This window comes from Nonomuraea sp. NPDC049421 (genome assembly GCF_040677005.1).
In the GTDB taxonomy this organism is placed as follows: domain Bacteria; phylum Actinomycetota; class Actinomycetes; order Streptosporangiales; family Streptosporangiaceae; genus Nonomuraea; species Nonomuraea salmonea.
This window is the reverse complement of record NZ_JBFAQA010000007.1, coordinates 302,490-323,538: the sequence shown is the minus strand read 5'-3', so window position 1 is coordinate 323,538 and position 21,049 is coordinate 302,490. Positions and strand designations below refer to the sequence as shown.

General features: G+C 71.0%; 21 protein-coding genes and 1 riboswitch. Of the genes, 9 read left to right on the top strand and 12 right to left on the bottom strand.

The genetic code is table 11. The features are described from left to right. On the top strand, nucleotides 1–666 hold the full coding sequence (locus tag AB0K18_RS15410) for an AIM24 family protein (RefSeq protein WP_364914637.1): 666 nt from the start codon (nucleotides 1–3) through the stop codon (nucleotides 664–666). On the opposite strand, the gene AB0K18_RS15405 is transcribed toward AB0K18_RS15410, so the two are convergent. The 3 genes from AB0K18_RS15405 to AB0K18_RS15395 form a co-directional block, all read right to left on the bottom strand. Further along, a complete protein-coding gene (locus tag AB0K18_RS15405; protein WP_364914636.1) occupies nucleotides 663–1,694 on the bottom strand; it encodes a cellulose binding domain-containing protein in 1,032 nt (343 codons plus the stop codon). The two genes, AB0K18_RS15410 and AB0K18_RS15405, sit on opposite strands and share 4 nt — an antisense overlap. Before the next feature lie 108 nt (nucleotides 1,695–1,802). Then, nucleotides 1,803–2,642, bottom strand: a complete 840-nt coding sequence (locus tag AB0K18_RS15400; RefSeq protein ID WP_364914635.1) for a universal stress protein — start codon at nucleotides 2,640–2,642, stop codon at nucleotides 1,803–1,805. Between the two features lie 9 nt (nucleotides 2,643–2,651). Further along, a complete protein-coding gene (locus AB0K18_RS15395; RefSeq protein WP_364914634.1) occupies nucleotides 2,652–3,002 on the bottom strand; it encodes a hypothetical protein in 351 nt (116 codons plus the stop codon). A gap of 90 nt (nucleotides 3,003–3,092) precedes the next feature. Continuing rightward, nucleotides 3,093–3,205: riboswitch (TPP riboswitch) on the top strand. Here AB0K18_RS15395 and thiC point away from each other — a divergent pair. Further along, entirely contained in the window at nucleotides 3,198–4,742 is a 1,545-nt protein-coding gene (gene thiC, locus AB0K18_RS15390) for a phosphomethylpyrimidine synthase ThiC (protein WP_364914633.1), read from the top strand. (Overlaps the previous riboswitch by 8 nt.) Nucleotides 4,743–4,825: 83 nt before the next feature. Here thiC and AB0K18_RS15385 read toward each other — a convergent pair whose 3' ends face one another. The 6 genes from AB0K18_RS15385 to AB0K18_RS15360 form a co-directional block, all read right to left on the bottom strand. Next, a complete protein-coding gene (locus tag AB0K18_RS15385; protein WP_364914632.1) occupies nucleotides 4,826–5,677 on the bottom strand; it encodes an SDR family oxidoreductase in 852 nt (283 codons plus the stop codon). 40 nt (nucleotides 5,678–5,717) lie between these two features. Further along, on the bottom strand, nucleotides 5,718–6,677 hold the full coding sequence (locus AB0K18_RS15380) for a glycine betaine ABC transporter substrate-binding protein (RefSeq protein ID WP_364914631.1): 960 nt from the start codon (nucleotides 6,675–6,677) through the stop codon (nucleotides 5,718–5,720). Then, nucleotides 6,674–7,450, bottom strand: coding sequence for an ABC transporter permease (locus AB0K18_RS15375; RefSeq protein WP_364914630.1), 777 nt, complete (start codon nucleotides 7,448–7,450; stop codon nucleotides 6,674–6,676). Before AB0K18_RS15375 ends, AB0K18_RS15380 begins: the two co-directional genes overlap by 4 nt. Then, on the bottom strand, nucleotides 7,447–8,634 hold the full coding sequence (locus AB0K18_RS15370; protein WP_364914629.1) for a betaine/proline/choline family ABC transporter ATP-binding protein: 1,188 nt from the start codon (nucleotides 8,632–8,634) through the stop codon (nucleotides 7,447–7,449). Before AB0K18_RS15370 ends, AB0K18_RS15375 begins: the two co-directional genes overlap by 4 nt. Beyond that, nucleotides 8,627–9,292 carry an ABC transporter permease gene (locus AB0K18_RS15365; RefSeq protein ID WP_364914628.1) on the bottom strand — a complete coding sequence of 222 codons (666 nt, stop codon included), beginning with the start codon at nucleotides 9,290–9,292 and terminating at the stop codon, nucleotides 8,627–8,629. The genes AB0K18_RS15370 and AB0K18_RS15365 overlap by 8 nt, the downstream gene beginning before the upstream one ends. Nucleotides 9,293–9,547: 255 nt before the next feature. Next, nucleotides 9,548–9,745: a hypothetical protein gene (locus AB0K18_RS15360; RefSeq protein ID WP_364914627.1), complete on the bottom strand. Its 198-nt coding sequence runs from the start codon at nucleotides 9,743–9,745 to the stop codon at nucleotides 9,548–9,550. Nucleotides 9,746–9,764: 19 nt separating this feature from the next. Between AB0K18_RS15360 and AB0K18_RS15355 the strand changes: the two genes are divergently transcribed. The 7 genes from AB0K18_RS15355 to AB0K18_RS15325 all read left to right on the top strand — a co-directional run bounded on the left by AB0K18_RS15355 (nucleotide 9,765) and on the right by AB0K18_RS15325 (nucleotide 16,713). After that, entirely contained in the window at nucleotides 9,765–9,920 is a 156-nt protein-coding gene (locus AB0K18_RS15355) for a hypothetical protein (RefSeq protein ID WP_364914626.1), read from the top strand. Between the two features lie 12 nt (nucleotides 9,921–9,932). Then, entirely contained in the window at nucleotides 9,933–11,342 is a 1,410-nt protein-coding gene (locus AB0K18_RS15350) for an ATP-binding protein (RefSeq protein WP_364914625.1), read from the top strand. Continuing rightward, a complete protein-coding gene (locus AB0K18_RS15345; protein WP_364914624.1) occupies nucleotides 11,339–12,001 on the top strand; it encodes a response regulator transcription factor in 663 nt (220 codons plus the stop codon). Before AB0K18_RS15350 ends, AB0K18_RS15345 begins: the two co-directional genes overlap by 4 nt. Before the next feature lie 519 nt (nucleotides 12,002–12,520). After that, nucleotides 12,521–13,066 (top strand): DUF4956 domain-containing protein, encoded by a 546-nt coding sequence (locus AB0K18_RS15340; protein ID WP_364914663.1) that lies wholly within the window; start codon nucleotides 12,521–12,523, stop codon nucleotides 13,064–13,066. Further along, a complete protein-coding gene (locus tag AB0K18_RS15335) occupies nucleotides 13,066–14,079 on the top strand; it encodes a polyphosphate polymerase domain-containing protein (RefSeq protein ID WP_364914623.1) in 1,014 nt (337 codons plus the stop codon). The genes AB0K18_RS15340 and AB0K18_RS15335 overlap by 1 nt, the downstream gene beginning before the upstream one ends. A gap of 529 nt (nucleotides 14,080–14,608) precedes the next feature. Next, nucleotides 14,609–15,544, top strand: coding sequence for an alpha/beta fold hydrolase (locus AB0K18_RS15330; protein ID WP_364914622.1), 936 nt, complete (start codon nucleotides 14,609–14,611; stop codon nucleotides 15,542–15,544). A gap of 539 nt (nucleotides 15,545–16,083) precedes the next feature. After that, entirely contained in the window at nucleotides 16,084–16,713 is a 630-nt protein-coding gene (locus tag AB0K18_RS15325) for a DUF6879 family protein (protein ID WP_364914621.1), read from the top strand. Nucleotides 16,714–16,723: 10 nt separating this feature from the next. On the opposite strand, the gene AB0K18_RS15320 is transcribed toward AB0K18_RS15325, so the two are convergent. The 3 genes from AB0K18_RS15320 to AB0K18_RS15310 all read right to left on the bottom strand — a co-directional run bounded on the left by AB0K18_RS15320 (nucleotide 16,724) and on the right by AB0K18_RS15310 (nucleotide 20,959). Next, on the bottom strand, nucleotides 16,724–17,947 hold the full coding sequence (locus AB0K18_RS15320) for an acyl-CoA dehydrogenase family protein (RefSeq protein WP_364914620.1): 1,224 nt from the start codon (nucleotides 17,945–17,947) through the stop codon (nucleotides 16,724–16,726). A 33-nt stretch (nucleotides 17,948–17,980) separates the two neighbouring features. Further along, nucleotides 17,981–18,844, bottom strand: coding sequence for an oligopeptide/dipeptide ABC transporter ATP-binding protein (locus tag AB0K18_RS15315; RefSeq protein WP_364914619.1), 864 nt, complete (start codon nucleotides 18,842–18,844; stop codon nucleotides 17,981–17,983). Between the two features lie 261 nt (nucleotides 18,845–19,105). Further along, a complete protein-coding gene (locus tag AB0K18_RS15310; protein ID WP_364914618.1) occupies nucleotides 19,106–20,959 on the bottom strand; it encodes a dipeptide/oligopeptide/nickel ABC transporter permease/ATP-binding protein in 1,854 nt (617 codons plus the stop codon). Nucleotides 20,960–21,049: the final 90 nt, after the last annotated feature.

The following is a 21,049-nucleotide window of genomic DNA, read 5'->3' as shown; positions in this document are numbered from 1 at the left end:
GTGCGCAGTTCGGTGTTCGGCAATCTCGGCTCCCAGCAGCTGCCTCCGGGGTTCGCCCTGGAGAACGGCAAGATGCTGCGCGTCCAGCTCCCCGACGACGTGCTGGCCAAGCAGGGGTCGATGGTCGCCTTCCAGGGGGAGATGGACTTCGACTACGAGGGCGGCGGGCTCGGGAAGCTGTTCAAGAAGGCCGTCACGGGCGAGGGCGCCGCGCTGATGCGCGTACGCGGCCAGGGCCTGCTCTACCTCGCCGACAACGCCGACGACATCCATCTGTTCTACCTGGAGAACGAGGGCATCACGGTCAACGGCCGCAACCTGCTGGCCTTCCAGCCGCAGCTGACCTGGGACATCAAGCGGGTCCAGGGGGCGGGCATGGCGGCCGGCGGGCTGTTCAACACGACGATCACCGGCACGGGGTGGGTGGCGGTGACCACCCACGGCACGCCGGTGCTGCTCGACGCGGCGCGCATGCCGACGTTCGCGGACGGGCAGTCGGCCGTGTGCTGGAGCACCTCCCTGCAGGTCGGGGTCAACCGGACGATGAAGGTGGGCGCGCTGATCGGCCGGGGGAGCGGTGAGGCGATGCAGCTCGCGTTCAGGGGTCAGGGGTTCGTGCTGGTGCAGGCCAGCGAGGGCGCGCCGGTGATCAAGGCCCAGTCCTAGATCGCGCAGGTGGGCGCCGGGGCGGTGCCGGCCCCGGTGGACGAGCCGAGGAAGCCGAACGTGGTGGACGCCCCCGGCGCCAGCGAGCCGTTCCACGCCGCGTTCCGCACGGTCACCGAGGAGCCGTTCGCGCTCAGCGTGCCGCCCCAGAGCTGGGTGACGCGCTGACCGTCGGCGTACGTCCAGCTCACCGTCCAGCCGCTCATCGGCGCGGTGCCGGTGTTGGTGACGGTGACCTCGCCCTGGAAGCCGCCCTGCCACTGCCCGGTCGTCTTGTACGCGGCCGTGCAGTCACCGGCCGGCACGGTGGGCGTGACGGTGGGGGTCGGGGTGCCCGCGAGCGCCTCGACCAGGGCCGGGTACCACTTGTCGGACATCTTCTGGTCGCCGGCCGCGTTCGGATGCACCCCGTCGTAGGTGTCGGTGGCGGTGTTGAAGCCTGTCCACTGGTCGACCACGGTGATCGGCGACTGGTCGGTGGAGGTCGCGGCGGCCCAGGCGGGGATGGCGTCGTTGAGGGCCACGGTGCGCCGGCCGCAGTCGGGGCAGGTGGCCGGGTTCATCGGGATGATCTCGGCGACCAGGATCCGCATGTTCGGGTTGCTCGCCCGCATCTGGTTCACCAGCGTGGTGAACGCGCCGAGGATCGTCGCGGGCGCGATGTTGCTCCACACGTCGTTGGTGCCCAGGTGCATGAGCACGACGTCGGGCCGGGTGGCCGAGAGCCAGCCGGGCAGCATGTTCTGGTTCGCGATGTTGGTGGCGAGGTAGCCGCCGTGGCCCTCGTTGTCGCCGTCGTGCGCCACCCCGCAGCCCTGCGGCGGCAGCGTGCCGACGAAGTCGATGTTCGTGTGGCCGGTGCTCTGCAGCCGGTTCCACAGCATGGCCCGCCAGCAGCCGGGGGAGCCGGTGATCGAGTCGCCGAGCGGCATGATCCGTACGGCCGCCGCCTCGGCCGGCGTCGTCGCGAACAGCACGGCCGCGATCACGGTCACCATTCCGGCCAGCACGGCGCCGATTGCGCGCATCGTCCGATCTCCCGTCGTCAGCCTGCGCAGATCGTAAGGAGCAGCGGGCGGAACGGGGAAGGAGGCGATCAGGACCGCGGACGTGACCTGCGGGGACGCATGTAACTTTCAGGCGGGGGAGCGCACCACCGCCAGCGGGCAGGGCGCGTGGTGCAGCATGGCCTGGCTGATTGATCCGATGAGCATGCCGGCGAGTTGCCCGCGCCCGCGCGAGCCCACCACCAACAGCTCGGCCCCGGCCGCCGCCTCCTTCAGCACGTCCACGGGATGCCCGTGCACGATCTCGGCGACCGCCTCGACGCGGGGATGCCGGGCGCGGTACGGCGACAGCGCCTCGTGCAGCGCCCGCAGGTGGCCCTGCTCGCTCTCGGGGTCGGCCGGCCCGAAGCCGCCCGGCTGGGGCCAGGCCCACGCCTGGACCACCCGCAGCCGCGCCCCGCGCAGCTCAGCCTCGGCGAAGGCGAACTCCAGGGCCCGCTCGGCGCATGCGGACAGGTCGGTGCCCGCGACAACCTCGCCGGGCGTGGCGGGGCGGTCGCGGACGAGGACGACGTTCGTCTCGGCGTGCGCGACGACCCCGTACGCGACCGAGCCGACCAGCAGCCCGCGCACGCCGCCGATGCCGCTGCTGCCGACGACCAGCAGCTCGGCCTCGGCGGCGGCCTTGACCAGGGCCGCGCGGGGATCGCCGGGGAGCAGGACGGTCTCCACGCGCGCCTGGGGCCGCTCGCGCAGCGCACGGTCCTTGGCGGAGGTGAGCACGGTCTGCGCGCCCTCGCGCATCCACCGCGCCACCTCGGCGTAACGGACGGGCTGGTCCTCCTCGCACACCCACTTGGGCACGACGTGCGCGACGGTCAGCGGCACCTGGCGCAGCACGGCCTCGGTGGCGGCCCAGCCGGCCGCCTCCAGGCCGGCACGGGAGCCGTCCACACCTACGATGATCAACTCGGCTCCTCAGGACGCGGTGTAGCACTCCACCTCGGCGCGGCGGAACGACAGTCCCTCGGCCTCGGAGTCGCGGACGCACGCGCGCTCCGCCTTGCTGAGCTTGAGCGTGCCGCAGACGGTCACGCCGGAGTAGGTACGGCAGTCGAGTGACGGATCGGTACGGCCGACGCGATAGAGCTCTCTGACGTTCGCGCGGCACTTGGCCTTACCGGTATCGGAGTAGCGGCACTGGGCCAGCAGGGTGTCGAACTGCTCCTGGCTGACCTCGTGCTGTTGCATGCCGTCCCCGGCGGCGGCGGTGGCGCCGGATGCGGCCATCACGACGAGTAGTCCTGCGACAGCGGCGATTCTCATCATGTTTCCCCTGATGGGGTCCGTACCGCTGAGAAGCCCCGCCAAACCTTCTCGCCCTGGTTTGGGATCGCGCCCCGCGTGGGTACGATCACCGCCGTCCAACGCGGGAGCCCGGTGGAGACCGGGCTGAGAGGACGGCTGCCAGCCGCCGACCGCCAGAACCTGCTCCGGGTAATGCCGGCGAAGGGAGTTTGCGCGATGACCGACGCGCGCTTTTCCAAGATCTACAGCGGCGAGCTGCGGGTGCCGATGCGGCGGGTGAACCTGTCGAACGGCACGGCGGTGACGCTGTACGACACCTCGGGCCCGTACACCGACCCCTCCTACGAGCCCGACCTGCGGCGGGGCCTGCCGCGCCGCCGGGCCGGGTGGATCGAGGAGCGGCGGGCCGCCGGGCACCCGGTCACCCAGGTCGGCTGCGCGCGGCGCGGGCTGGTGACCAAGGAGATGGAGTTCGTCGCGGTCCGCGAGGGCGTCACGCCGGAGTTCGTACGGGACGAGGTCGCGGCCGGCCGGGCCATCATCCCCGCGAACGTCAACCACCCCGAGACCGAGCCGATGATCATCGGCCGTGACTTCCTCGTGAAGATCAACGCCAACATCGGCAACTCCGCGGTCACCTCCTCCATCGAGGAGGAGGTGGAGAAGATGACCTGGGCCACCCGCTGGGGCGCCGACACGATCATGGACCTGTCCACCGGCGACGACATTCACGAGACCCGCGAGTGGATCCTGCGCAACTCCCCGGTCCCGGTCGGCACCGTGCCGATCTACCAGGCGCTGGAGAAGGTCAAGGGCCGGCCTGAGGAGCTGTCGTGGGAGGTCTTCCGCGACACCCTGATCGAGCAGTGCGAGCAGGGCGTGGACTACGTGACCGTGCACGCGGGCGTGCGGCTCGCGCACGTGCCGCTCACCGTGCGCCGCAAGACCGGCATCGTCTCGCGCGGCGGCTCGATCATGGCCGCCTGGTGCCTGGCGCACCACCGCGAGAGCTTCCTGTACGAGAACTTCGCCGAGATGTGCGAGATCCTGGCCCGCTACGACGTGTCGTTCTCGCTCGGCGACGGCCTGCGGCCCGGCTCGATCGCCGACGCCAACGACGAGGCGCAGTTCGCCGAGCTGCGCACGCTGGGCGAGCTGACCGTGATCGCGCGCGAGCACGACGTGCAGGTCATGATCGAGGGCCCGGGACACGTGCCCATGCACAAGATCAAGGAGAACGTCGACCTCCAGCGCGAGCTGTGCGACGACGCCCCCTTCTACACCCTCGGCCCGCTCGTCACCGACGTCGCGCCCGGCTACGACCACATCACCTCGGGCATCGGGGCCGCCATGATCGGCTGGTTCGGCACCGCCATGCTCTGCTACGTCACCCCCAAGGAGCACCTCGGCCTGCCGGACAAGGACGACGTGAAGACGGGCGTGATCACGTACAAGATCGCCGCGCACGCCGCCGACCTCGCCAAGGGGCACCCGAAGGCGCAGGAGTGGGACGACGCGCTGTCCGACGCGCGTTTCGAGTTCCGCTGGGAGGACCAGTTCGACCTCTCGCTCGACCCCGACACGGCCCGCGCCTTCCACGACGAGACGCTGCCCGCCGCGCCCGCCAAGACCGCGCACTTCTGCTCGATGTGCGGCCCCAAGTTCTGCTCGATGCGGATCAGCCACGACATCAGGCGGGCCGGTTTCGAGGAGAAGGCCGCCGAGTTCCGGCGCCTCGGCGGCACGATCTACGTGGAGTGACGCATTGTCCGATGTCCAGAGCCGCAGCTCTGGACGAAGATCACGCCGCCGCGCGGAGGAGCCATCAAGGACTCGGGCCGCGTCTAGCCCGGTAGCGTCTCGCCGCCGATCGGGGCCAGCACCTCGCCCGTGTAGTACGAGGACAGCCGGTCGGAGGCGAAGAACACGTACGAGGGGGCGATCTCGTCCGGATGGGCGGGTCGCCCCATCGGCACCTGCTGGCCGAACTTCTCCACCTTCTCCTCCGGCATCGTGGCCGGGATGAGCGGCGTCCACACCGGGCCAGGCGCCACCGCGTTGACCCGGATGCCCCGCTCGACCAGGTTCTGGGCCATGGAGTAGGTGAAGGCGTTGATCGCGCCCTTCGTGGCGGCGTAGTCGATGAGCGACTTGTTGCCGCGCAGGCCGTTGATCGACGAGGTGTTGATGATGGCCGCGCCCTCGCGCAGGTGCGGGAGCGCGGCCTTCATGACGCGGAAGTAGCTGTGGATGTTGACGGCGAACGTGTGCTCCCACTGCTCGTCGTCCAGCTCCTCCAGGCCGCTCACCGGCTCCTGGTAGGCCACGTTGTTGACCAGCACGTCCAGGCCGCCCAGCTCGGAGACGGCCTGCTCGACGACCGACGCGCAGTGCGCGCGGTCGGCCAGGTCGCCGGGCAGCGTCACGCAGCGCCGCCCGGCCTCCTCGACCAGCTTGCGGGTGTGCGCGGCGTCCTCGTGCTCGCTCAGGTACGCGATCGCGACGTCCGCTCCCTCCTTGGCGAACGCCACGGCGACCGCCCTTCCGATGCCCGAGTCGCCGCCCGTGATCAGGGCCTTCTTGCCGGCGAGCAGGTCGCGGCCGACGTAGTCGCGCATCTCGTCGCGCGGCTCAGGAGCCATCTCGCCGGTGCTGCCCGGGTACGGCTGGTTCTGCGGTGGTGGTGTGTGCGACATGCCTTGCGGGCTGCCCGTGGTCAGGTGGGGTTAACGCCCGTCATCGGACGAATCCCTCCGACCTGAGCCAGTCGCGGGCCACCAGCGCCGGCATGCCGCCGTCCACGTCCACCTGCGCGTTCAGGTCCCGCATGACGTCGTCGGTCAGCTTCGCGCTGATCGGCGCGAAGATCTTCGCGATCTCCGGGTGTGCGTCGGCGAGCTGCCTGCGCATCGTCACCGCCGCGTTGTACTGCGGGAAGAAGTGCCGGTCGTCCTCCAGCAGCACCAGGTCGAGCGCCTTGACCCGGCCGTCGGTGGTGGTCATCATGCCGAGCGTGCACTGGCCGCTGGCCACCGAGTTGTAGAGCACGCCGACCGACACCCTGCGCACGTTCGCCCTCGGCACCTCCTCGCCGTACGTCAGGCCGTAGCCCTTGAGCATGCCGAGGAAGCCGTCGTCGCGGCCGAACGTCTCGTGGTCCACGCAGAACGTGCGCTGCGCCACCGGCACCTTGGGGATGTCGGAGATCTTCGACAAGCCCCACTTCTCGGCCGACGCCCGGGTGACGCCGATGGCGTAGCTGTTGTTCAGCGGGGCGGGCGGCAGCCACACGATGCCGTTCTTGCGCAGGTCGAGGTCGCGTACGGCCTCGTACTGCGCCTCCGCCCCCTGGACGGGCTTCTGCTGTCCCAGGTAGGTGATCCAGCCGGTGCCGGTGTACTCCCACATCAGGTCGGTGCCGCCGCGGATGAGCGAGGCGCGGGCGTTCACGCTGCCCTGGACGTTGGTCCTGTCCTCCACGTCCGCGCCCGCCGCGGTGAGGGCGAGCACGGCGATCTTGCCGAGCACGAGCTGCTCGGTGAACTCCTTGGACGTCACCCGTACGCGCTGCCCTTCGAGCCCCGGCACCGGGCGGATGCCGCCCGGCTCCACCGGCGGCACGAACGACGACGCCGGCCGCAGCCCGCAGGCCACGACGCAGACCAGGACCGCCACGGCCGCCAGGAACGCCCTCATGAGAGCCCCTTCGGCGACAGCAGCCGCTGCGCCAGGCCCGCCGCCCAGTCGATGAGCAGCGCCAGCACCGCGATCAGCACGCAGCCGGTGACCAGGATCAGGCTGCGCTGCGTGCTCACCCCCGCGGTGATCAGGTCGCCCAGACCGCCCGAGCCGATGAACGCCGCGATGCCCGCCGTGCCCACGTTCAGCACCAGCGTCGTACGGATGCCCGACAGGATCACCGGCACCGCCATCGGCAGCTCGACCTTGAACAGCACCCCTGACGCCGACATGCCGATGCCGCGCCCCGCGTCCACCAGGCGCGGGTCCACCTGCTCCAGGCCCACCATCGTGTTGCGCAGCGTCGGCAGCAGGCTGTAGGCGAACAGCGCCGCCACCGCCGTCCAGAACCCGATCTGGAACACCACCGCGAGCAGCACCACCAGGCCCACCGCCGGGGTGGCCTGGCCCAGGTTCACCAGCGACAGCACCACCGGCGTGGCCTTACGCAGCCCGCGCCTGGTCAGCAGCACGCCCAGCGGCAGCGCCACCAGCAGCACCAGCACGGTCGAGAAGAACACCAGCTGGATGTGCTCCCACGTGCGGCGCATCAGGAACGTCAGGTTGAGCGAGCCGCGCTCGATGCTGTCCAGCGGAGCGACCTGCGTGTAGACGATCATCGCGGCGGCTACGGCGAGGTAGCACAGCGGGGGCAGGATCGCGCGCCAGGACCGCCCGATGCGCGGCTCAGGGGTGGTCGCCTCCCTGTCGGCGGCGCTTTCGACCGTCATCGGGCACCGCTCCTGCGGTGGCGGCGCTCGCGTTCGCGCGCCTTGATCGTCTGGATCGCGTTCTGCACCGTGCTCAGCGACAGCGCCCCCGCGTACGAGCGCCGCCTGCCCTCCACCGGCACCACGTCGGTGTCGGCGTTGAGCAGCGCCTCCAGGGCGTCCTGCAAGGTCATGCGGTGGTGGATGGTGCCGGTGACCGGGTCGCCCGCCGTACCGACCGGGCCGGTCCGGCCTTCGAGGTCGGCCTGGCTCACCCAGCGCAGCGGGCGGCGCATCCCGTCAGTGATCAGCGCGTAGCCGCGGCCGTCGCGCTCGATCTCGCGCAGCAGCTCCGCGCAGTCACGGTCCTCCGAGAAGTACGGCACCTGGTCCAGGTCGATGTCGCCCACCTTCGTCAGCCGCAGCAGGCGCATCGACGAGCCGGCGCCCAGGAACTGCTCGACGTAGTCAGTGGCCGGGTTCGTGAGGATCTCGGCAGGGCGGGCGTACTGCACGATGTGGCCGGGCCGCTGCATGATCGCGATGTGGTCGCCGATCTTGAGCGCCTCGTCCACGTCGTGCGTGACGAAGACGATGGTCTTGGCCAGGTCGTCCTGGAGGCGGAGCAGCTCGTCCTGGAGGCGTTCGCGGGTGATGGGGTCGAGCGCGCCGAACGGCTCGTCCATCAGCAGCACCGGCGGGTCGGCGGCCAGCGCCCTGGCCACGCCCACGCGCTGCTGCTGGCCGCCCGACAGGCGGCGCGGATAGCTGTCGCGGAACGTCTCGGGCTCCAGCCCCACCAGCGTGAGCAGCTCGTCCACCCGCTCGGCGATGCGCGCGCGGTCCCAGCCGAGCATCTTCGGCACCTGGGCGATGTTCGCCGCCACCGTCATATGGGGGAACAGCCCGGCCTGCTGGATCACGTACCCGATGTGGCGGCGCAGCCGGTCGGGGTCGATCTCGCGGGAGTTCTGGCCGTTGATGATGATGTCGCCAGAGGTGGGCTCGATCAGCCGGTTGATCATGCGCATCGTGGTCGTCTTGCCGCAGCCCGACGGGCCGAGCAGGACCACGATCTCGCCCGCCTGGATGTCGAGGTCCAGCTCCTGTACGGCGGGCTCGCCGCCGCCGGGGAACGACTTGGTCACCTTGCGCAGCTCGATCGGCACGCCGCCGGTCGTCGCGGGCCGCTGCAGGTCAGCCACGGGCACCTCCGGTCGCGGGCCGCCGGCTCGGCGTGGTCAGCCGGCCGATGAGCACGAAGACGCCGTCGAAGATCAGCGCCAGGATCGCCACGCCGATCGTGCCCGTCAGCGTGGCGTTGACCGCGTTCGCGCCGCCGAGCCTGGCCAGGCCGGAGAAGATCTGCTCGCCGAGCCCCGGGCCCGACACGAACGCGGCGACCGCGCCGATGCCCATCGCGAGCTGCGTGGCCACCCGGATGCCGGTGAGGATCACCGGCCAGGCCAGCGGCAGTTCCACCCTGGCCAGCGACCTGCGGCGGCTCATCCCGATGCCGCGGGCGGCGTCGACCAGCAGGGGGTCCACGCCCTGCAGGCCGACGACGGTGTTACGGACGATGGGCAGCAGCGCGTACAGGACGATCGCCGTCACGGCGGGGGCCACGCCCAGGCCGAGCGGCGGGATCAGCAGGCCCAGCATGGCCAGCGACGGCACCGTGAACAGCACCCCCGCCGCCGCTATCGCGAAGGCCGACGGTCTGACGCGGCGGTAGGTGGCCACGCCGATGAGCACGCCGAGCACGGCCGCCACCAGGACACACTGGGCGACCATGCTGGCGTGCTGCAGCGTCTCGAAGACGATGAGATCCCATCGGTCTTCGATGTACTCCCACAAGGTCATCTCTTCCCCCGTAACCGGGATGCCGCACCTCAAACGCCCCATCTGTCACTTTGTTCCCAACAATGAGGTGGGGAGGGTTGCGTCTTGACCCGGCGCTTCACCGCTTTAGATGAGAGGTTTCTCATCTGGGCCTCAGCGTGGTCTCCTCGAAGGGCGGCAGGGTCGGGGCATGAGACATCGGGGCACGGTGATCCTCCTCGTTCTGGGGGCCGCGGCGGTCGGGTTCATGTCGGTGGGGCTGGTGCGGGCCGCCGATCAGGGGGCCGACCTGGGCGGGCCCATCGTCGTCACGCCCGAGCCCCCGGGGTCGCTGACCTCGTCGACGCGGGCCTCCACACCGTCGCCGTCGCCCTCCTCCTCGTCCTCGCCGTCGCCCTCCTCGTCTTCGCCGTCGGGCTCCTCGCCGTCCGCGGCCTCCCCGTCCGAGGGGTCTCCGTCCGCCCGGGACGGCACCCCTGATGCGGAGCCGCGGGTGAGCGAGCGGGCCGCCGCCGAGCGCAGGTCCAGGGCCGAGCCGGTCGCGCCGCCTCCGCCGCGGCGCGGAGGCGGCGGTTTCGCCGATGACGACGACGGGGGCGATGATGACGACGGTGACGACGCCGGTGATGACGCCGGTGACGACGACTGACGAGGAGGCCACATGCGGGTGAGCGCCCGTGCCCGGATCGTGGGCTGGATGCTCGCCGTCGTCGGCCTCGCACTCGCCGTCGCGATCTTCGCCACCTGGACCATCCTGCTCGCCCGGCTCGACGACCGCATGACCCACGAGCTCGGCAACGAGGTCGACAAGCTGCGCCGCTACGCCGCCACCGCCCTCGACCAGCGGACCGGGCGCAAGGTCACCGACGTGCGCGACCTGCTGACCGGCTACCTCGCGGTCAACGCGCCCGACCGATGGGAGACGTTCTTCAGCATCGTCGACGGCCGCGCCGACCGCGCCACCTCCGTGCCGCCGCCGGTCCCGCTCGACGGCGACGCGGAGCTGGTCGCCGACATGGCCGAGGCCACGCGCGTCGAGCGCGACGAGGTCGAGACCAGCCGGGGAACGGTCCAATACGCGGTCATCCCGGTCACCGTGTCGGGCGACGCCCGCCAGGGGCACTTCGTCGTGGCCATCTTCTACGACAGGCACCGCGACGAGATCGTGGACGCCGTACGCGTGCTCGGGCTGTCCGCGCTCGCTGCTATGGCGCTGGCCGGGGCGGCCGGCTGGCTCGTGGCCGGGCAGGTGCTCGCGCCGCTCCGGCTGGTCAGGCAGACCGCCGAGCAGATCAGCGACTCCACCGACCTGACCCGCAGGCTCGACGTGCCCGGCGACGACGACGTGGCGGCGGTCGCGGCGACGTTCAACCACATGCTCGACCGGCTGGAGCAGGCGTTCGTCGTGCAGCGGCACTTCATGGACGACGCCGGACACGAGCTGCGCACCCCCATCACCGTCATCCGCGGCCACCTCGAGCTGATGGGCGACGACCCCGCCGACCGCGCCGAGACCCTCGCCCTCGTCACCGACGAGCTCGACCGCATGAACCGCATCGTCGACGACCTGCTCACCCTCGCCAAGGCCGAGCAGCCCGGCTTCCTCGCGCTCGACAACGTCGAGCTGGCCGACCTCACGGTCAGCGTCGTCGCCAAGGCCCGCGCGCTCGGCGCCCGCACCTGGCGGGTCGACGAGGTGGCCGAGGCCAAGCTGCCCGCCGACCGGCAGCGGCTCACCCAGGCGCTCATGCAGCTCGTCGCCAACGCCGTGCGCCACACCGCCGACGGCGACCTCATCGCCGTCGGCTCCGCCGTCCGCGACGGCCGCGTCGAGCTGTGGGTACGCGACAGCGGGCCCGGCGTCCCGACCGCCGAGCGCGAGCGCATCTTCGGCCGGTTCGTCCGTGGGGCCGGCCGCACCGGCGCGCACGACGGGGCCGGGCTGGGCCTCGCCATCGTGCGCTCCATCGCCCAGGCCCACGGCGGCCACGTCCGCGTGATCGACGCGCCCGGCGGTGGCGCCTGCTTTGTCATGTCCCTGCCGATGTGGGAGTTGTGGAGGCTCGGATGAACCGCATCTTGATCGCCGAGGACGAAGCCAGGATCGCGGCCTTCGTGGAGAAGGGGCTGCGGGCCAACGGCTTCGTGACGGCCGCGGTGGGCGACGGGGTGGCGGCGTACGATCTGGCCGCTGCGGGCGGGTTCGACCTGCTCATCCTCGACATCGGGCTGCCGCGCAGCGACGGGTTCACCGTGCTGCGGCGTCTGCGCGAGGCCATGGTCACCATCCCCGTGATCATCCTTACCGCGCGCGACAGTGTCAGCGACACCGTGGCCGGGCTGGAGGGCGGGGCCGACGACTACATCGCCAAGCCCTTCGCCTTCGAGGAACTGCTGGCCCGGGTGCGGCTGCGGCTGCGCGCCGACCGTACACCTGAGGTGACCGTGCTGCGGGTGTCGGACTTGTCGCTCGATCTGCGGACGCGGCGGGTGTACGTGGGGGATCGGGCGGTCGATCTGTCGACCCGCGAGTTCGCGCTGGCCGAGATCTTCTGCCGCCACCCCGACCAGGTCCTCACCCGTGAGCAGTTGCTGAGCCACGTGTGGGGCTTCGACTTCGACCCCGGCTCCAACGTCGTGGACGTCTACGTCCGCTACCTCCGCCGCAAAATCGGCCCCGAACGCATCGAAACGGTCCGCGGCACCGGCTACCGCATGCGAATCGCCTGACTCCCGGCCATCGCCCGCGCTGCGGCCTGCCCGCAACGCGGCTGCATGAGAGCCGCCTGATGGCGCCGGCCACCGAACGGGAGCCGCCTGATGGCGCCGGCCACCGAACGGGAGCCGCCTGATGGCGCCGGCCACCGAACGGGAGCCGCCTGACCGCCCCGTTCATCGCACGAGGTTGGGCCTGCCCTGCCCGCAGTGGCGACCGCACACGCCTGCCGGCGGGGCCGCTGCCTGCGAACTGCCTGATCGCAGGAGGAAGCGACAGGCGAGCCGCCTACGCTCCCGTATGAGCCGCCTGATCGGATCTGCCGCCCGCTCGTCAGCCGCACCCGTTCGCCGATCGCGCGTCCGCTCCCAGGTCACCGCCTTCGCCGGCCACCGCTCGTCGGTCACTGCGCACGTCATGCCGGCGCTGGATGAGAGTCGCCTCATCATCGCCTCACTTCCACCTCACCCCCGCCTACCAAGCTGTTCACCAGGAAGCCAACGAAAGGAGCAGCCTTGGCAGCCGGACTGGCGATGGACCTCGTGGCGATCCTCGTACTCGCCTATGGGCTCTACTACCGCCGACACCACCGCCGTGATCTGTTGTTCGCCTACATCGCCCTCAACGTGGGCATCTTCGCCGTCGTGTCCCTGCTGCTGGTCCAGCGGGTCGACATCGCCGTCGGGTTCGGCCTGTTCGGGGTGCTGTCCATCATCCGCCTGCGGTCGAGCGAGATCACCCAGCAGGAGATCGCCTACTACTTCATCGCGATCGTGCTGGGCCTGGTCAACGGCATCGCCGGCGCGTCGTGGCCGTTGACCGCCCTCCTGCTGAACGCCGTCCTCCTCACCGTCATCTACGTCGCCGACCACCCCCAGGTCCTCGGCCGCACCCGACATCAGGTCGTCACCCTCGACGTCGTCCACGCCGACCCCGACCTGCTCCGTGCCGACCTGGAGAGCCGGCTGCGGGCGAAGGTGCTGCAGTGGGAGGTGACGCAGGTGGACTACGTACGCGACGTGACGGTGGTCGACGTCCGCTTCGCCTCCACCCCGCCCCTCGGCGTAGGAGCCCGCTGATGCCGACCATCCATCGAGCGCCCCTCACCGCCTGCGGGTCCACCCCCAACCTGCCGTCCACCGGGTGCCGCATACCTGGGGCCCGTGGCCTGCCGCCCGGCGATCGGGGCCTGCCGCCCGGCGATCGGGGCCTGTCGCCCGGCGATGGGGGCCTGCCGTTCGCGAGCCTCGCGTCCGCGTCGGAGCACGGCCGGTCCGCCGACGAGACGCAGGTCCACGTACGGCGGGGGGAGGGGTTCGTCGGGCGGCCCTACGCCGACGCGTTGCTCGCCGGGGTCGCGGCCCGGTTGCCGGGCATGGAGCTGGACGACGTCCCCCAGCTCATGAGCCGGGTCGACCGCAAATACATCGTGACGGCCGCCACCATGTCCCACCTGGCCGCCGAGCTGGGCGACCGGTTCCAGGTGCTGCGCATCGACGGCCGCCGTCAGTTCCGCTACACCTCCACCTACTACGACACCCCCGACCTGCTCACCTACCACCACCACCGGCAGGATCGCCGGCGCCGGTTCAAGCTCCGCACCAGGACCTACCTCGACGGTGGCGGCCACTGGCTGGAGCTCAAGCTGAGCGGCGCCAGGGGCAGCACCGACAAACACCGCATCCCGTACGACGGCGCTCCTGGGCAGCCGCTCACCGAGGAGGCGCTCGACTTCGCCCGCGACACACTACTCAAAGAGCTGCACCTCGTCGCACCCGAGCCGCTGCAACCGGTGCTGGCCACCGACTACAGACGGGTGACTTTCATCGACCAGTCGGGTGGCGCCCGCCTCACCTGCGACACCGGCCTGGTGTGCCGTGACGGCCACCGCCGCGCCCCCGCCCGTGGCGACCTGGTCCTGCTGGAGTCGAAGTCGGTGGACGGCCGCGCGCTGGCCGACAAGGTGCTACGCGGCCTCGGGGTGCGCCCGGTCAGCGTGAGCAAATACTGCCTGGCCGTCGCCGCCCTGCGCGCCCAACCCGCCAACCGCTGGCACCCCATCCTCCACCGCTACCTCCTCCCAGCCGGATGACGGTGTACGACGGGTCCGCCGGGAGGTGGGAGTGGTCCCTGGGGCGGGTTGCCCCCGCCTACGTGGGTGTGAGGGCGCTGGTCAGGTTGGGCGTTGGGGATGCGGGTCCGCAGGGCGCTGGCGCTGGCGCTGGGGTGTTAGGGGTGCCGGTGCAGAGTATGGGGGTGGGGGTTGCGGGTCTGGGGCTGGTGTGTTGGGGTGCGGGTTCAGGGTGTGTGGCTGGGGTGTTGGGGTGCGGGTTCAGGGTGTGTGGCTGGGGTGGTGGGGTGCGGTTCAGGGTGTGTGCTGGGGTGGTGGGGTGCGGTTCACGGTGTGTGCTGGGGTGGTGGGGGGTGGTTGTTCGGTGAGTTTCTTGGGGTGGTCGGGGCTTGTCCCCCTTGCGAGCTACGCGCAGTTGTCCACCGTGTGGTGACGACCGGCAGGGGGTCGGATCCATAGCGTTTGGGGTGTCGGGGGCGAGCCGACTAAGCGGCCGCCGGCACCGTCGGTCGGTCAGGCCGGCGGACTGAGACTCGCTTGGGAGGATGACATGATCCGGACGTTCAAGGCAGCCGCTGTGATCACCCTGTGCGCCGCCGTCGGCCTGGGGGCCGCCGCGGGGCCGGCCGCCGCTGCCGAGGAGTGGGACCCGTTCGCGAACACCAACATGGCGAGCTGGGATCCGTTCTCCGGGGGGAAGCGCGTCGCGGACCCGTTCGTCGGCACCAAGAAGATCAAGGTCGCGGCCAAGTCGGTGAACGTGTCGTGCTCGGGGCGGCCGGCCAAGGGGCGCAAGCCGGTCATCGTGCTGCTGGCGGGCATGGGTGACGGGCTGGACAAGCTGGCCAAGCTGCAGAAGACGCTGAGCAAGAAGAACCGGGTCTGCTCGTACGACCGGCTCGGCGAGGGCGCGAGCGACAAGCCGTCCGGCAAGCAGACCTTCGCCAGCACGGGCAAGATCCTGACCGGGGTGCTCGACCGGGTCGCGGGCAGGCAGCCGGTCGTGCTGGCCGGGCACTCGCTGGGCGGGCTCATCGCCGCCCGGTACGCCCCCGAGCACCGCGACCGGGTCAAGGGCCTGGTGCTGCTGGACGCCACCCCCTCCACCATGCTGCGCGACGTCAAGAAGGCGATCCCGGCGTCGGCCAAGGGCCCGGCGGCCGAGCTGCGGGCGCAGAACCTCGCGGTCTTCCAGGGGCAGAACCCCGAGATGCTGGTCGTTCCCGACGGTAAGGTGCGCTACGCCGGGAACATCCCGGTCGAGGTGATCAAGCACGGTAAGCCGTACCTCGCGGCGCTCCCGACGTACGGGCCGAAGCTGGAGCGGGCGTGGACCGCCGGTCAGCGCAAGTGGCTGGCCCTGTCCCGGCAGAGCCGCCTGACCGTGGCCAAGAAGAGCGAGCACTACATCTACGTCGACCAGCCCGAGGTCGCCGTCAAGGCCATCCAGACCGTCGCCACCGAGGCCGCCCGCCACGGCCGCTGAACCTGGCCAGAGGTGTGGCGTCTGGGGGGTACGAAGCACGGCCGCTGCCGGGGGTGGGCACCTGCCCGGCAGCGGCCGGCAAGTTTCCATGCCCGGCCGAATCCCAGGTCCGGATTTTTGGGGAAATGCGGCTTTCCGGTTGATTAGTGGTAATCGTGGGCGATCGGCTGGGCTGGGGCGTGTGCCTGGAGAAAGGTCGCAGGGCTCGCCGGGGCGCACCGGAAGAAGGGCTGCGGGGAGCGCCGGGGTGGCCCAGGAGAAGGGCTGCGGGGAGCGCCGGGGTTGCACATCGGGACAGCGCGAGAGCTCGCCGGGCGTACTTCGGGAAAGGCTGCGGGGGCTGGCCCGGGGGCGTCTGGAGGCAGGGGGTGGGATTTGCCGGGGGTGGGTGGGGACGCTCGACAAGGGGGCTTCGTGGTGATAGGCAGGGACTTGACCTGCGGATATGAGCGAATGCCTGCGAGAGTGGTGACCGGGTTCTGGCGTGATGTCTGGTTGTTCGGTGGGCAGGCTGCTTGCGTAACAAGGGATATTTTCTCATGCTTGAGCGCATTCATGAGATACCGGGCGTCTTGCTGAGTGCGGATGAATATCTCGACGACTTCTGGCCTAATTTCCGGAAAATTGATGACGTGTTCTGGAAGCTGGAGCGCATCCAAAGCTTTCGGGAGGCCGGGGAGCCGAGCTGGGTCGCGATGATGGAGGGCGACTGGGATCGTTCGCTCAAGCTCATCGACGACAAGCCCATCGGCCTGTTCGACAGCCGGGGCGGGCTGATGCGGGAGTGCGAGCGCCCGGCCGAGAACTTCCTGCGCCGCCGCATCAGGATCGTGGAGCAGCCGGTCACGCCGTACCTGCAGTGGGAGATGCACGTGCTGGCGCTGCGGGTGGCGACCGTCGAGCAGGTACGGGTGCTCGACGCGGGCGAGGTGGCCGAGCTGGAGGGCGGGCGGCGGCTGCCGGAGCTGGTGGTGCTGGGAACCGTGGTGATGTACGAGGTGACGTACGACGAGGCTGGGACGCACAGCGGGGCGCGGCGGATCGACGACCGGGAAGTGATCGAGGCCTGCCACGGCGAGCTGGACAAGCTGTTCGCGGCGGGTGAGGACTTCCGGGCCTATTACGACCGGGAGATCGTGCCGTTGCCGGCGCCCCGGGTGAGCGTCTGAGGGTGCGGGCCTACAACGGCAGGTCCCCGGTGGCGGCCGAGGTGGAGCCGGTGGCCTGGTAGGCGGCGATGGTGCGCTCGGCGATGCGCATCTGGTGGATCTCGTCGGCCCCGTCGGCGAAACGGGCCCACCGGGCGTGCTGGAACATGTGGGCCAGCGGCGTGTCCGTGGAGTAGCCGAGCGCGCCGTGCACCTGGATCGCGCGGTCGATGATCCGGTTGAGGCTGTTGGCGACGAAGTGCTTGGCCATGGAAACCTCCGTACGGAAGTCCTCGCCCTTGTCGATCTTCGAAGCGGCGTGCAGGACCATGAGCTTGCACTGATAGAGCTCCATCGCCGAGTCGGCGATCATCCACTGGATGCCCTGCTTCTCGGCCAGCAGCGAGCCGTGGCTGTAGCGGTTGAGCGCGCGGTCCACCATCATGTCGAGGGCCGTCTCGGCCTGGGAGATCCAGCGCATGCAGTGGGCCAGCCGGGCCGGGCCGAGCCGATACTGCCCGAGCCGGTGCCCGTTGCCCCGCCCGCCGAGGATGGCGCTGGACGGCACGCGCAGGTCCTTGATGACGATCTCGCTGTGACCGGTGGAGCCGTGCATGGTCTCCACCTCGCGGACGTCGTTCCAGCCCGGGTTGGGCAGGTCGATGAGGAACGCGGTGTTGGCGCCCCGCGACCCCTCCGGGACGTCCTTCTCGGTACGGGCGATGAGGATCGCGAAGTTGGCTCGCCGCGCGTTCGAGATGAACCACTTGTGACCGTTGATGAGCCATTCGTCCCCGTCCTGCACGGCCTCCGTACGGATCAGCGTCGGGTCGGAACCGGCCACCTCCGGCTCGGTCATGGCGAAGCAGGACATCTTCCTGCCTTCCAGGAGCGGCCGGAGGTACTTCTCCTTCTGCTCGTCGTTCGCCCAGTGCAGGAGCGTGTGCATGTTGCCCTCGTCGGGGGCCTGGCAGTTGAGCACCCACGGGCCGATGCGGGTCTTGGCCGCCTCCGACTGCACCATGGCCAGCTCGACGTGCCCGAGCCCCATGCCTCCCCACTCCTTCGGCATGTGCGGCAGCCACAGCCCCTGCTCCTGGGCGAGCGAGCGCAGGTGGAAGATCGTGCGCAGGTACGCGTCGCGGTCCCCCTCCTGCACCTCGTCCATGGCGGGGATGACCGTGCCCTGGATGAACGCGCGGACCCGCTTGCGGATCTCCTCGTGCTCGGGGGCGAGGGTGAAGTCGATGGCCATGCGGTCGTACCTCTCAGTGTTCTCGGTGGGTGATCAGTCGGGGAAGTGGCAGGCCAGCCAGTGGTCCTCGCCGATCCGCCGGATCTGGGGCTCCTCCTGCGCGCACCGCGCCGCCGCGCGCGGGCAGCGGGTACGGAAGCGGCACCCCGTCGGCGGGCTGACCGGCGACGGCGGCTCGCCGCTGATCAACATGTCGGCGGGCGGCAGGTCGAGGCCGCCGCCCGGGATGGAGGCGATCAGGGCTTTCGTGTACGGGTGCGCCGGCCGGCCGATCAGGTCGGCGCTGGGCGCCAGCTCGCACACCTTGCCCAGGTACATCACCATGATCCGGTCGCTGACGTTCTTCACCACGGCCAGGTCGTGGGCGATGAAGACGAGCGTGAGCCGGAAACGCTCCTTGAGGTCCTCCAGGAGTCCCAGGATCTGCGCCTGCACCGACACGTCGAGCGCCGACACCGGTTCGTCGCAGATCACCACCTCGGGGTCGAGGACGAGCGCCCTGGCGATCGAGACGCGCTGGCACTGCCCGCCGGAGAACTCGTGCGGCCTGCGGACCGCCGCCGTCTCCGGGTCCAGGCCGACGGCTTCCAGCACCTCGTCCACGCGGTCGCCCGGCAGGTTCCAGACGCGGGGGCCCTCGCCGACGATGTCGCGGACGCGGCGGCGCGGGTTGAGCGAGGAGATCGGGTCCTGGAAGATCATCTGGAGGCGCCTGCGGGTCCTGCGCAGGGCCTCGCCGCGCAGCTCGGTCAGCTCCACCCCGTCGAGCCGTACGGAGCCCGAGCGCGGCGGCGGGAGCTGGACGAGCGCGCGGGCGGCGCTCGACTTGCCGCAGCCCGACTCGCCCACGATGCCCAGGGTCTCGCCGCGCGCCAGGTCGAAGCTCACACCGGACACGGCGCGCACAGTGCGACCTCGGCCGGCGGGAAACTCCACCACCAAATCCTCCACCCGCAACAACACGTCGTCACGGCCCCGAAGGTGCGTATTTCCACTACCGGCCATCAGGGGCTCGCCTCTTTTCGGGGGGAAGGGGGAGCGACACGTCGCCGTGGGGGTGGAGGTGCGCATTTCCACTACCGGCCATCAGGGGCTCGCCTCTTTTCGGGGGGAAGGGGGAGCAACACGTCGCCGTGGGGGTGGAGGTGCGCGTTTCCATCACCGGCCACTGGGCTCACCTCTCTCTGCGAGGTCGGAGGAGGGTGCGGAGTCGAGGGTTGAGTCGGGTCCTGCTGAGGCGCGGGGGTGCCAGCAGGCGTAGGTGTGGGGGTGGTCGGTGAGGAGTGGGGGCGCATCCTCGGCGCAGCGGGCGGTCGCGTACGGGCAGCGGGCGCGGAAGGCGCAGCCCTGTGGCAGGTCGACCAGATCGGGTGGGCGGCCGGGGATGACGCGGAGGCGGTGGTGGACGGGGTCCGTCAGGCGGGGCGCGGCCTGGAGGAGGGCCTCGGTGTACGGCATGCGGGGCCGCGCGAACACCTCGGCGGCGGGCCCGCGCTCGACGATCCGCCCCGCGTACATGACGATGACCTCGTCGGCCCACCGGGCGACGACGGACAGGTCGTGGCTGACCAGCACCACCGCCATGTCCCGCTCCTCGCGCAGCCGGTGCAGCAGCCGCAGCACCTGGTCCTGGATGGTGACGTCGAGCGCGGTGGTGGGCTCGTCGGCGAACAGCACGTCGGGCCGGCACGACAGCGCCATCGCGATCGTGACCCGCTGCCGCATCCCGCCCGAGAGCTGGTGGGGGTAGCGGCGCAGCATGCGGGCCGGGTCGGGGATGCCGACGGAGGCGAGCAGGCGGACGGCCTCGTCGCGGGCCTCGCGCCGGCTCATCCGCAGGTGCACCCGGAGCGGCTCGGCGACCTGGGTGCCGATCGTGCGGACGGGATTGAGCGCGGTCATGGGGTCCTGGAACACGGTGCCGAGCCGCAGCCCGAGCACGGAGCGCATCTCGGCGGGCCCGTACGCGGTGAGGTCGTCGCCGGACAGCAGGACATGGCCGCCGCGTACGGCGGTGCCCGGCAGCAGGCCGAGGATCGACCGGATCAGCATGGACTTCCCCGACCCCGACTCGCCGACGATGGCCAGCGTCCTGCCCCGGTCGAGGGCGAAGGAGACGCCGTCCACGGCCTTGACCAGGCCGCGCGGGGTGACGAGGTGGGTGCGCAGCCCCTCGACCTGGAGCAGCGCGTCAGCCACGGGAGCGATGGGGGCGGGGGCGGCGATCTCGGGAGCCTGTCGCACCGGCTCCAGGCCGCTCTCGCGGACGTCCGTCAGCGACCGCAACCGGTCCCCGACCAGGTTGAACGAGAGCACGGTCAGGAACATCACCACGGAGGGAGCCAGCACCACGTGCGGCGCGGTCTCCATCAGCGTGCGGCCCTCGTTGATGAGGCCGCCCCAGGTGGGCGTGGGCGCCTGGACGGACAGGCCGAGGAAGGCCAGGCTGCCTTCGGCGACGACGACCACGGCCATGCCGATGAACGCGTACGAGGCGGCGGGCACGGCCACGTTCGGCACGATCTCCCGCCACAGGATGCGCCGGTCGCGGGTGCCGAGCACGCGCGCGGCCAGCACGAACTCCCGCTCCGCGAACGTCAGCGTGGCCCCTCTGATGAGCCGCACCCACGAGGGGATGCCCAGGACACCGAGCACGATGAGCACGTTCCGCAGGCTCGCCCCGGCGAAGGCGACCACGGCCAGCGCGAACACCAGGGCGGGGAACGCCTGCGCGACGTCGTTGACCGCCATGATGACCGCGTCGGCGGCCTTGCGGCGGTAACCGGCCAGGATGCCGAGCGGCGCGCCGATGCCGAGGCCGAGCAGGACGGCGCCGACGCCCACGCCGAGCGAGACGCGGGCGCCGTACACGACCCTGCTGAGCACGTCGCGGCCGAGCCCGTCGGTGCCGAACGGGTGCGCCGCACTGGGCCCCGACTGCGGCGGCCCGGCCAGCGTCTCGTCGTAGCGGGCGAGCGGCAGCAGGTCGGCGAGCACGGCGGCGAGCAGCACGAGCCCGATCCAGCAGGCCGCCAGCCAGAAAGCGGGACCGAGCCGCCTACCGGGCCGCCTACCGGGCCGCCTACCGGGCCGCCTGCCGGG

What these genes read in the sequence shown, in the direction of transcription:
- AB0K18_RS15405 (WP_364914636.1), bottom strand. Translation starts at nt 1,694, where the DNA reads ATGCGCGCAATCGGCGCCGTGCTGGCCGGAATGGTGACCGTGATCGCG.
- AB0K18_RS15395 (WP_364914634.1), bottom strand. Translation starts at nt 3,002, where the DNA reads ATGATGAGAATCGCCGCTGTCGCAGGACTACTCGTCGTGATGGCCGCA.
- thiC (WP_364914633.1), top strand. Translation starts at nt 3,198, where the DNA reads ATGACCGACGCGCGCTTTTCCAAGATCTACAGCGGCGAGCTGCGGGTG.
- AB0K18_RS15385 (WP_364914632.1), bottom strand. Translation starts at nt 5,677, where the DNA reads ATGTCGCACACACCACCACCGCAGAACCAGCCGTACCCGGGCAGCACC.
- AB0K18_RS15380 (WP_364914631.1), bottom strand. Translation starts at nt 6,677, where the DNA reads ATGAGGGCGTTCCTGGCGGCCGTGGCGGTCCTGGTCTGCGTCGTGGCC.
- AB0K18_RS15375 (WP_364914630.1), bottom strand. Translation starts at nt 7,450, where the DNA reads ATGACGGTCGAAAGCGCCGCCGACAGGGAGGCGACCACCCCTGAGCCG.
- AB0K18_RS15365 (WP_364914628.1), bottom strand. Translation starts at nt 9,292, where the DNA reads ATGACCTTGTGGGAGTACATCGAAGACCGATGGGATCTCATCGTCTTC.
- AB0K18_RS15350 (WP_364914625.1), top strand. Translation starts at nt 9,933, where the DNA reads ATGCGGGTGAGCGCCCGTGCCCGGATCGTGGGCTGGATGCTCGCCGTC.
- AB0K18_RS15345 (WP_364914624.1), top strand. Translation starts at nt 11,339, where the DNA reads ATGAACCGCATCTTGATCGCCGAGGACGAAGCCAGGATCGCGGCCTTC.
- AB0K18_RS15340 (WP_364914663.1), top strand. Translation starts at nt 12,521, where the DNA reads ATGGACCTCGTGGCGATCCTCGTACTCGCCTATGGGCTCTACTACCGC.
- AB0K18_RS15335 (WP_364914623.1), top strand. Translation starts at nt 13,066, where the DNA reads ATGCCGACCATCCATCGAGCGCCCCTCACCGCCTGCGGGTCCACCCCC.
- AB0K18_RS15330 (WP_364914622.1), top strand. Translation starts at nt 14,609, where the DNA reads ATGATCCGGACGTTCAAGGCAGCCGCTGTGATCACCCTGTGCGCCGCC.
- AB0K18_RS15325 (WP_364914621.1), top strand. Translation starts at nt 16,084, where the DNA reads ATGCTTGAGCGCATTCATGAGATACCGGGCGTCTTGCTGAGTGCGGAT.
- AB0K18_RS15320 (WP_364914620.1), bottom strand. Translation starts at nt 17,947, where the DNA reads ATGGCCATCGACTTCACCCTCGCCCCCGAGCACGAGGAGATCCGCAAG.